This window comes from Paenibacillus sp. J2L1-98, assembly GCF_056269405.1.
The window spans coordinates 1-9,589 of sequence record NZ_JBWDNW010000045.1 but is presented as its reverse complement, the minus strand read 5'-3'; the positions used below and the strand labels follow the sequence as shown (position 1 = coordinate 9,589).

Below are 9,589 nucleotides of genomic sequence, written 5' to 3'. Positions count from 1 at the left end.
ATCCTTTAACGCATCCTGACCGCCATCCTCGAACTTCTTCACCCATTGGTATACTTGCTGGTAGGAGACCTGAAACTGTCCTGCTGTCTTATGGTAGTCATGCTTATTTGTTAGGCAATATTGGACAATATCGATCCGTTCCTTCCACGTCGTAGAGCGACCCTTTGTCATAGCTTTTGCTTCCCCTTTACAGGCTTTTAAGATGCTATGACAATTATACTTCTTTATCCAGTTTGAGAGTTGCTTTGTACTCGCAATCTTATATTTATCGATAATCTGGTATTGGGACAATCCGCCCTTCAGGTAATCTTTCACTGCCTGAAGCTTGAGCTCATCCGTATAGCTTCGGATACGTGTACGACTCTCCAGCCCTTCATAACCATAAAGCTTGTACCGACGTTGCCATTTCATCAGAGTCGTTTTATTAATCCCATATTTCTTCGCTGCGGCCAGAAAGCCAATTTCCCCGTTTGATACTTCTTCGAGCATAGTGAGTTTCTCCAAAGCATTATATTTTCCTCTAGACATGAATAAGCTCCCCTCACAGTAGCAGGTTTTATTATTTCACCTGTCTACCGTAAGGGGAGCATATCAAAACATGATGTTCATGTTTCAGGCTGCCGCTGTTTTTTAATTTAAGGCTCCGGTATGAATAAGTGCAAGGAATGAGTCAACCAGGTCTGGGTCGAAATGCTGCCCTCGCTGCTCATAGATATACGCAATCGCACGCTGCTCAGACCACTTTTCTTTGTACGGGCGAGTGCTTGTTAAAGCATCGTATACATCGACGACGCTTACGATGCGCGCTTCAATCGGGATGCCTTCGCCTGCAAGCTGATGGGGATAGCCGGTTCCGTCCCATTTTTCATGATGGTACAAAATAATGTTCTTTCCGAGTTCGAGCTCCTGGTTAAATAAATCATCGCTCAGCTCGGCATAAATTTTATCAATAATATCAACGCCGATTTGCGTGTGCATCTCGACGATTTGCCGTTCATAATAAGCTAGAGGCCCCGGCTTGTACAAAATGCCCTCCGGGATTCCCGATTTGCCGATATCATGCAAAATGCTCGAATGCGAAATGCGGTTCACCAGCTCTTCCGACCAGCTTAACTGCAGCCGTTCAATATGAAAGCGGGTGAGCCGCTCCGTTAAATCGCGAACGCGAACAAGATGCTGCTCGATGCCGGGATCTCTTATTTCGCAAGAGATAGCGAGCACCTTCAGCATGGAGCTTTGAATGGAGCCGATACGCTCCTCCGGTAAATAGAAGCCGCTTTTCAAATTTTCCAGCTCGCGGAAAACACCGATATAATAAAGCTCCCCGCCGGTATGCAAAGGCGTAATCGTAATCGAGGAATGCCAGATGCTGCTGTCTCTTCGGCGGTTCGTCAGTACACCCGACCATGGCAAGCCTTGCTTAAGCGCCAGCTTCATTTGCTCATGCGTCTCCTTTGGCGTATAGGGAGTACGTAAAATGCTTGCTTTCTTCCCGGCTATTTCCTGAGAAGTGTAGCCTGTTATTTTCTCATACGATGGATTGACGGCTAATATATGATGCTCTTTATCGGTTATGATGACGGCGTCCGCCAGCTTCAGGTAGGGGGTTAGCTGTTCATTTTGACTGCTCATGCTGCTCGTTTCTTCACCTCACTTCTTTTTCTTCGGCAATATCTTAGTTCCTTGTTCCATTGGGGACTGACACAAGGGGCATGTACGGGTTTCCGCTTGCGAATCCTCGTAAGTTATAATCCGCTGCCACACTTGGCAGGAATCGCTTGTGCAAAGCCATGCCAGAGCCGATTCGGCATCGCCGTCCTCCTCCTGGCCGTTGTTGAAGGCAGAGCGGATGAACCGCGATAATTCAGCCGGTTTTCCCCGGTAAAGGGCGGGTGAGCTAATGTATAATTCCTCTTGGGCTCTCGTAACGGCAACGTATGCAAGACGCCTTTCTTCCTCCAGCGCTTCTGCAAGTGCGTCATCGCCTGTCTGGATGGAGCTCCGATCGCTGTGCTTATCGGCTGCGAGCGCAGAGCTATGCGGAAGAATGCCCTCCGAGGCGCCGATAACGAATACGACCGGAAACTCAAGCCCCTTGGATTTGTGGATCGACATCAGCGATATGGCGCTGCGGTTATGTTCATGCTTTTGGAGCTGCTGCACGGCAGCATGCTTGTCCGTGATATCGTCTATATAGGCAAGAAAAGCTTCGATAGAGTCGTAACTGCTGGCGGCAGCCTCGAACTCATCAAGCACTTCCTTCAGCCCTTCTTTATGCTCCGTCATTTCATGACGCTTGCTCGTTTCGAGAAATTGGTCATAAAAGGCTTGGCGAAGCTGCATAATAGCGGCAGCAGGCTTCATATCGCTGAGCGATTTAATCAGCTTGATGCGTTCTTTGATTTTGTCTTTCTGGAATTCCTTCAGCTGCGGGAATTCCAGAAGGTGAATGAGCGGCCATTTCTTCGCGCGCTGTTTGTCTTGGTTCCATATGAATGCCATAGCCTGCTCGCGATTGACATACAGCGAGGGAAGCAGGATTTCCATCGCATCGAAATTCCGGCGATCCAGCGCAAGCCGCAAATGAGCAAGCAAAGGCTTTATGGCCCATTGGTCATAAAAGAGCTGACCGTCGCCGAAGTCGATGAACGGAAGCTCCCGGGTCAGCAGCAGCTCGACAAGCGCCCTGCCGCTGCTCGCAGTACGGAACAATACGGCAAAATCTCCAAAGGAACGTTTGCCTTGCCCGGTTTGAAGGGAAATGGTATCCGCAATGAGCTTTGCCTCGTCCTGTGTCGTTTTGAGCCGCGCGTAGGAAGGGTTCACGCCTCTCGGCTTAACAGCCAGCAGCGTTTTCTCCTTGCGCAGCTTATTATATTGAATGATTGCATTGCCAAGACCGACGATCGTGCTGGTCGACCGGTAATTGATATCGAGAATATAAGTTGCCGCACCGGGGTATTGATGCTCGAAGTTTAATATATAATCGTTCTTCGCCCCGTTAAAGGAATAGATCGTCTGATCGTCATCGCCTACGACCATAAGGTTGCGATGCTTGTCTGCCAGCATTTGCACGAGCACGTATTGAACTTGATTCGTATCTTGAAACTCGTCGATCATGATGTACTGAAAGCGTCTTTGCAGCGCAGCAAGCAGCGCCGCGTCATCCTTCAGAAGCTTGTAGGCCTCGAGCAGAAGATCATCGTAATCGAGCTTATCCATATCCTTCTTCCACTGCTCATAGCGCGTGAAAAGCAGCTTCAGCTCTCGTTCCTCCGTTGTCGAGGCGGGAAGGTCGCTTACGTTGATCATCCGCAGCTTAATAGCGGAAAGCTGGGCCAGTAAAGTTTCGGGCTCGTAGTCGTTTTGCAGCAGAAGCTCGCGCATGAGCCGCTTGAAAAAAATATGCTTCTGTCCGGTTTCGCCCAGTATGCCTTGGCGGTATCCGCGCCCCCGCAGCAGCTGGAGGCAGAAGGAGTGAAAAGTGCGCGCCTCTACGCCGCTCGCCGCCTGCGGGCTAAGGACGGGAAGTAAACGAATGCGGTTTCGCATTTCATCGGCCGCTTTTTTGGAAAAGGTCATCAATAAAATATGCTGGGGCTGCACATCCTGTACTGCAAGCAGGTAAGCGGTCCGGCACACGAGCACGGAGGTCTTGCCCGAGCCGGCTCCCGCGAGTGTAAGCGCAGGCCCCATATTATGGCGAACCGCAGCAATTTGCGGTCTGTTAAGTGAAATGCCGTACCGCTCCAAAGCGCGGAAAAAACGGGCGTCCGTCTCCCCGGCACCGACAAGCTGAAGGCTTGTCTCGGCTTCTGCGCGGGGGGCAAAGGGAACCTCGCTGTTTCGGATTCCTATGGGGAATGTATAATAGTCATTGCTCACTGCTTCATCACCTTTAGAAATAATATTCATTTATTATAACAGATCAAAAATAGAATGAGGGATGCCTTCATGATTGGACCTGCCAGAAAAGAAGATGTACATGAGGTACTGCCGCTGCTGCTTGCGGCGATCGGCCACATCGCTTACTCCTTAGCGGGATGTGAGGATGAGGTTGAAGCAGAGCGTATTTTAGCCGGCTTTTATATTCGCGGGGACAATCGGATCAGCTACAAGCATGTGCTTGTCGATAGACGGGAAGATGGTATTGCAGGGATGCTGCTCAGCTATGCAGGAGACGGGGCGGCAGCGCTCGATGTCCCTTTTGTGACGCGGCCGGGACGGGATTCGGGTCCCCGCGCCGGGGAGATTATTGCCGTTGAGGCAAGAGAAGGAGAATATTATTTGGATTCGATCGCGGTCGCTGAGCGTTATCAGGGGCAGGGCATCGCGAAGGCGCTGATCGGCGCTTTTGAGCAGAAGGGGATGGATGAAGGCTACAGCAGGCTGTCGCTGATCGTGGAGCCAGACAATACGAGAGCATATGCGCTTTATAGAAAGCTGAATTATATCGAGGATGGCAAGGTTCAAGTCAGCGGCAGCCGTTATATCCGAATGGCGAAGCAGAAAAATTAGGATAAGAGGCATAAGCCGGCTAGTCTAGATCCAAAAGTTAATTATGGAATAATAAGGGTTTTTACGGTAAGATGAAAGAGTTGTAAGTACGATATTTACTAGACTTTCATCCTAGCCGGGAGAGTGTTTGTAGTGGCAAATGCAAGCTTTAAATCGAGGTTAGCTTACAGTTCAGGAAATTTATCCGTTAATTTAATAGCCCAGGCCTTCGCATCCTACATCGTATTTTATTATGTAGACGTGCTTGGCGTAAGACCGGGCTTAATCAGTGCAGCGATGGTCATTCACGGAATCGTTAACGCGGTGCTGAATCCGTTGTTCGGACATATCTCCGACCGCACGAGCTCCCGTTTAGGCAGGCGCATTCCTTACATGCTGTTTGGAATGGTACCGCTGGCGGCATTATTTACGGCCATATGGTTTCCGGTCGGCACAGGCATGGCTTTGTTCTGGTATTTTTTAACGGTCGTCTTGCTCTATGATATCTTGTTCGTTATGGTCGTATTGAATTATTCGGCATTATTTCCGGAAATGTTCACAACGATGAAGGAGCGTGCGACCGTATCCTCATGGCGGCAAATGTTCGGCATCGTCGGGATGATTATTGGCGTGGCGCTGCCTCCGCTCGTATACGGAACGCTGGGCTGGGGACCTATGGGGGCGATTTTTGCGGGCATTGCGCTGCTCTTCTTCATCATCATGGTATCGTCCAGCAAGGAGAAAGGCGTCGCTTCGCGCGCTGAAGCCGGTTTTCTTAAGTCCTTAAAATTCACGTTCTCGAACAAGGCGTTCGTACTGTTCGTCATCGGCAGCTTCTTCGTGCAATTTACCTTCGCCATGCTGCCGGCTGCTATACCTTTCTACACCAAATACGTGCTTGCGGCTGCGGAGGACAGCAATACAATTTTGCTTGGCGCGATTTTTATCGCTGCTATTCCTTGCGTTTACGTATGGGGGAGATTGGTTCAGAAATGGGGAGCGCGCAAAACGGTTATTTATGCGGTATGCATTTATGCGATTGCGATGGTTCCTTTCTTATTCTTATCCAGCGTTGCTGCTGCGGCGATAGCGGCTGCTGCAATCGGCATCGGCTTAGCGGGGCTGCTCGTGCTGCTGGACGTGCTTTTGTCCGAAATTATCGATGAGGATGAGAGACGGACGAAGGTTCGCAGGGAAGGCATGTACTTCGGCATGAATGGCTTTATCGTCAAATGGGGCATATCGCTGCAGGCTGTCGTGCTGGGTCTTATATTGGAAGCTACCGGCTATGTGAAGGATGCTGTACAGCCGGCAGCTGCCGTATGGGGCATTCGCTCGATGCTTAGCGTCATTCCGTTTGTTTCCTTGATTATCGCGCTTATCTTCTTTTACTTCTATCCGATCCGCCATCAAGGCACACTACAAGAAGCGGTGATGCATAGCAATGAGTCAAGTCTCTGAATGGATGAAAAAAAATCGTATTCTCTTGCTGCTGTTTCTAATCGGAACAGCAGTGAGAGTTTTGTACGCGGGCTCTATACCGGGCGGCTTGAACCAGGACGAGGCATCGATCGGCTACGAGGCTTATTCGATTCTGCATTACGGAACCGATCGTAACGGCGTAAAGCTGCCGATTCACCTGATCGCATGGGGAAGCGGGCAAAATGCTCTTTATGCGTATTTATCGATGCCGTTCATTTATTTATTTGGTTTAAATGTTTTATCGGTTCGTGCGGTAAGCATCCTGTTCGGTTTAATAAGTATGGTTCTATTCTATCTGATTGCTGCCCGGCTATTTAAGAGACCGCATACGGCTGCTGCAGCTTTCCTGATCGTCATTTGTCCTTGGCATATTATGATGTCCAGATGGGCGCTCGAATCAAATTTATTTCCTGCTTTGGTGCTGATTGCCGTATATTTCTTGTTCAAAGCTATTCATCAGCCCAAATGGCTGATCGGTTTCACCATTACACTTGCCGCTTCGCTGTATGCGTACGGGACGTCTTATTTTTTTGTGCCGGTGTTTGGTTTAGGCGTGTTCGTTCTGCTTGCTGCCCTAAAGGCGTTCAAGCTGCGCGACATGCTGTGGAACAGCGTGCTTCTTGCTGTTCTAGCTGCGCCAATCGGCTTGTTTCTTGTCATCAACCGGTTCAACATGCCGGCGATTCATTTCATTTTCACCATACCCAAGCTTACAGTGCCGCGGATAGAACAAGTATCAACGGCATTTGAAGGCAGCGCCTTCTCGATGATTGCACATCATTTCAAGCAGTTTTTGAATTTGTACATCGCTCAAAATGATGGTTTGCTGTGGAATGCGATACCTGAATATGGCTATATGTATCCTTTGGCAGTTCCGCTCATCGGTATAGGAATTTTATACGGCGTCTTTAAACTAATAAAGCAGTTCCGCGTCGAGACGGCGATTATTGCGATTTGGTTTGTATCAGCTGTTCTAATGACGCTTATTACGGATGTAAACATCAACCGGATCAATATTATTTTTTACCCTACGGTGTTTTTGGCAGCTGCAGGCTTAATTTGGCTGCATAAGCATATCAAGCACTCTTTCATCTTAACAATCATTTCGTTTTCCATTTTCTTCGTTTTTTTCGTCGGGCATTATTTCACTGCATACTCGAAGCAAATCAGTCCGCTTTTCTTTGAATCCTTTGGGGAAGCCGTGCAATATGCTTCGGATAAGACGGAAGGCAATGTCTATGTGACGGATCAGGTGATGATGCCTTATATTTATGTATTGTTCTATGAGAAAATCGCACCGCAGCAGTTTCTAGCAACGGTCGACTATGTGAACCCGGGAGCTCCATTTCAGTTCGTCCGCTCATTCGGCAGATACCGTTTCGGGCAGCCGCAAGTGAAGCCTAACGAGGATGCCGCTTATATTTTTACCAATAACGATCTAATTCCTGAAGTGGATGCCGGCTATAGCATCAAGCGATTTAAGAACTACACTGTGGTGAGCGGTAAAGGTGCTGTTACAACGTCTAAAGCACATTCTCTTTTTCGAAATGGCGGATTTGAGGAGGGACAGCAGTATTGGTCGTTCATCGATGATGTGAAATGGACAGAAGCTATAAAATGATATTGACAAGAAAGAAGCTGGCGATCGCTGATAACTTTTTTTAAATGATACATCTCTGGTTAATTATAGTACGCGGCTCTAAAGATAAAACAACCTGCTGGTTGTTTTTTTTTATGTATTGCATTTTAAATTAGCCCCCATCGAGTTACGCTTTGTTCAGGCTCCTTGGTTGCTCAGCATTCGGCACCTCCTTTGACTGATTGTGATTTTTTGTGTTAATAGAGTAAGGGCTTTCAAACAAGGTGTCAATCATTTCACGAAAACGATTTCGCACCTATCAATATTGAGAAAAAATAAAAAAAATAAGGTTGACAATACATGGAAAGTCGCAATATAATCTAATCATAAACAGTCAGAAGTAATCACAAACGACCAAATGTTTTCTTCGATGAATGGTAATCATCTGGTCTGCGGAGGTAATAACATGTACGAAGCTGAGAGAAAACAACGGATTTTGGAGCTTCTTAAAGTGAAACAGCGTGTAGATGTGCAAGGGCTTAATCAAATTCTTCACGTTTCGGAATCAACGATCCGTCGGGATTTAAAGGAGCTTGAGGAGAGTAATCTGCTGAAGCGGACGCACGGCGGGGCGATTCCTTTACATAATGTGAATTACGAACCGAGCTTTCTCGAGAAAGAAGTCAGCAGCGGCGAACAAAAGAAAGCGATTGCAAAAAAAGCGGCAGCATTGATCAGGGAAGGCGAAGTGATTTTGCTGGACTCGGGCACGACCATGGTTTGCTTAGCCAAAGAGCTAAGGCGCTTCAACAAATTGACCGTAGTCACGAATGCCGTGCCTGTTGCTCAGGAGCTTCTTGCTCATGACGGTATTGAACTTATTCTACTCGGCGGAACGATGAGGAAAGATATTCTTTCTTTGGTAGGACCGTTCGCGGAGCAAATGCTGAGCATGCTGCACGTGGATAAAGCGTTTATAGCTACCAACGGCATTCACCTGACCGAGGGGCTAAGTACGCCAAACATCACAGAAGCCAGCATTAAACGCCGGATGATCGATTCCTCGAAGAAGGTGATTTTACTGGCGGATTCTTCTAAAATCAGTGAAATCAAGCATGTGAAATTTGCCGGACTGTCCGACATAGATACGTTCATCACGGATGACGGCGCGCAGGAAGATATGTTATCCGAATTCGCGAGCCGGGGCCTCGAGCTGCATATCGTGACGTCCGAAGAGAAGCAGGGCAAGATAGAAGCGGTCTAACCGGGATGAAATATCAAATGAGCTGCCCGGTGTAGGCTCCATGACTCACGAGCTTTCCGTCAGCTAAATTTGAAAGCGCTGTATCTTGCTCGGACATGCCGGTTGAAAACGGGAGATTTCGAGCGAATATGAAGTCCCGGCAGACGGGAACGAAGCGGTAGCATAGGATTAGTTGGATATTTTATTTGAAAGGGGTGATGCCTACTGGAACAGTATTGGTAAATGCTTAAGTGTTGATAGGGGGCTTTTATAGATTTTGGCTCTGCCGCTATAGGGGAGCATCGGAGGGGTGATACACATTTACAGCTTGATGCTGGATAAAAAGGAACGAGTGTAAACAACGGCTTAGTCCACGGCGAATGGTTGCAGCCCAGTTGCTCACACCCGTATTTGGATCTGCTCAAAAATAAAGTAACTTTTTTAAGCAAAGCCTCTTATTATTGTGCAAGAAATGAATCAATTATTCAAGTGCACGGCGGTATAAAACGCAAGGAACTCATAAATTTGGAGGTTGTTAATCGATGAAATCATATAAAATGCTCGTTTTTCTAATGCTTTCCCTGTTTCTGGTGCTAACCGCTTGCTCCGGCAACAGCGCGAATAAAGGCTCAAACAGCACGGCTGGCACGGAAACTTCTGGGAACGCCGCGAAACCTGAAGAGAAGAAGCTTAAAATCGGTTTAACGGTTCCGACGCTTGGCAACCCGTTCTTCGTAGCGATGTCCAAAGGCGCGCAAGAAGTAGCTGCAAAATACAATGCCGAAGTA

General features: G+C 48.0%; 7 protein-coding genes and 1 pseudogene. 5 read left to right on the top strand and 3 right to left on the bottom strand.

What is annotated here, in order from left to right; all coding sequences use genetic code 11:
• The 3 genes from AC0YNZ_RS30975 to AC0YNZ_RS30965 all read right to left on the bottom strand — a co-directional run.
• A partial coding sequence (locus AC0YNZ_RS30975) for a transposase (protein ID WP_475830205.1) occupies positions 1 to 528 on the bottom strand: 528 nt, incomplete at its 3' end.
• A 102-nt stretch (positions 529 to 630) separates the two neighbouring features.
• Positions 631 to 1,632 (bottom strand): HD-GYP domain-containing protein, encoded by a 1,002-nt coding sequence (locus AC0YNZ_RS30970; protein ID WP_475830204.1) that lies wholly within the window; start codon positions 1,630 to 1,632, stop codon positions 631 to 633.
• Positions 1,633 to 1,650: 18 nt separating this feature from the next.
• Positions 1,651 to 3,885 carry a UvrD-helicase domain-containing protein gene (locus AC0YNZ_RS30965; RefSeq protein WP_475830203.1) on the bottom strand — a complete coding sequence of 745 codons (2,235 nt, stop codon included), beginning with the start codon at positions 3,883 to 3,885 and terminating at the stop codon, positions 1,651 to 1,653.
• 69 nt (positions 3,886 to 3,954) lie between these two features.
• Between AC0YNZ_RS30965 and AC0YNZ_RS30960 the strand changes: the two genes are divergently transcribed.
• From AC0YNZ_RS30960 to AC0YNZ_RS30940, 5 genes and pseudogenes are all read left to right on the top strand, one after another.
• A complete protein-coding gene (locus AC0YNZ_RS30960; protein ID WP_475830202.1) occupies positions 3,955 to 4,518 on the top strand; it encodes a GNAT family N-acetyltransferase in 564 nt (187 codons plus the stop codon).
• Between the two features lie 132 nt (positions 4,519 to 4,650).
• Complete coding sequence (locus AC0YNZ_RS30955) at positions 4,651 to 5,958, top strand: MFS transporter (protein WP_475830201.1); 1,308 nt, start codon at positions 4,651 to 4,653, stop codon at positions 5,956 to 5,958.
• A complete protein-coding gene (locus AC0YNZ_RS30950) occupies positions 5,942 to 7,600 on the top strand; it encodes a glycosyltransferase family 39 protein (protein WP_475830200.1) in 1,659 nt (552 codons plus the stop codon). The genes AC0YNZ_RS30955 and AC0YNZ_RS30950 overlap by 17 nt, the downstream gene beginning before the upstream one ends.
• Positions 7,601 to 8,024: 424 nt before the next feature.
• A complete protein-coding gene (locus AC0YNZ_RS30945; protein WP_475830199.1) occupies positions 8,025 to 8,822 on the top strand; it encodes a DeoR/GlpR family DNA-binding transcription regulator in 798 nt (265 codons plus the stop codon).
• A 521-nt stretch (positions 8,823 to 9,343) separates the two neighbouring features.
• Positions 9,344 to 9,589: pseudogene (locus tag AC0YNZ_RS30940) on the top strand (ABC transporter substrate-binding protein); the annotation flags it as partial.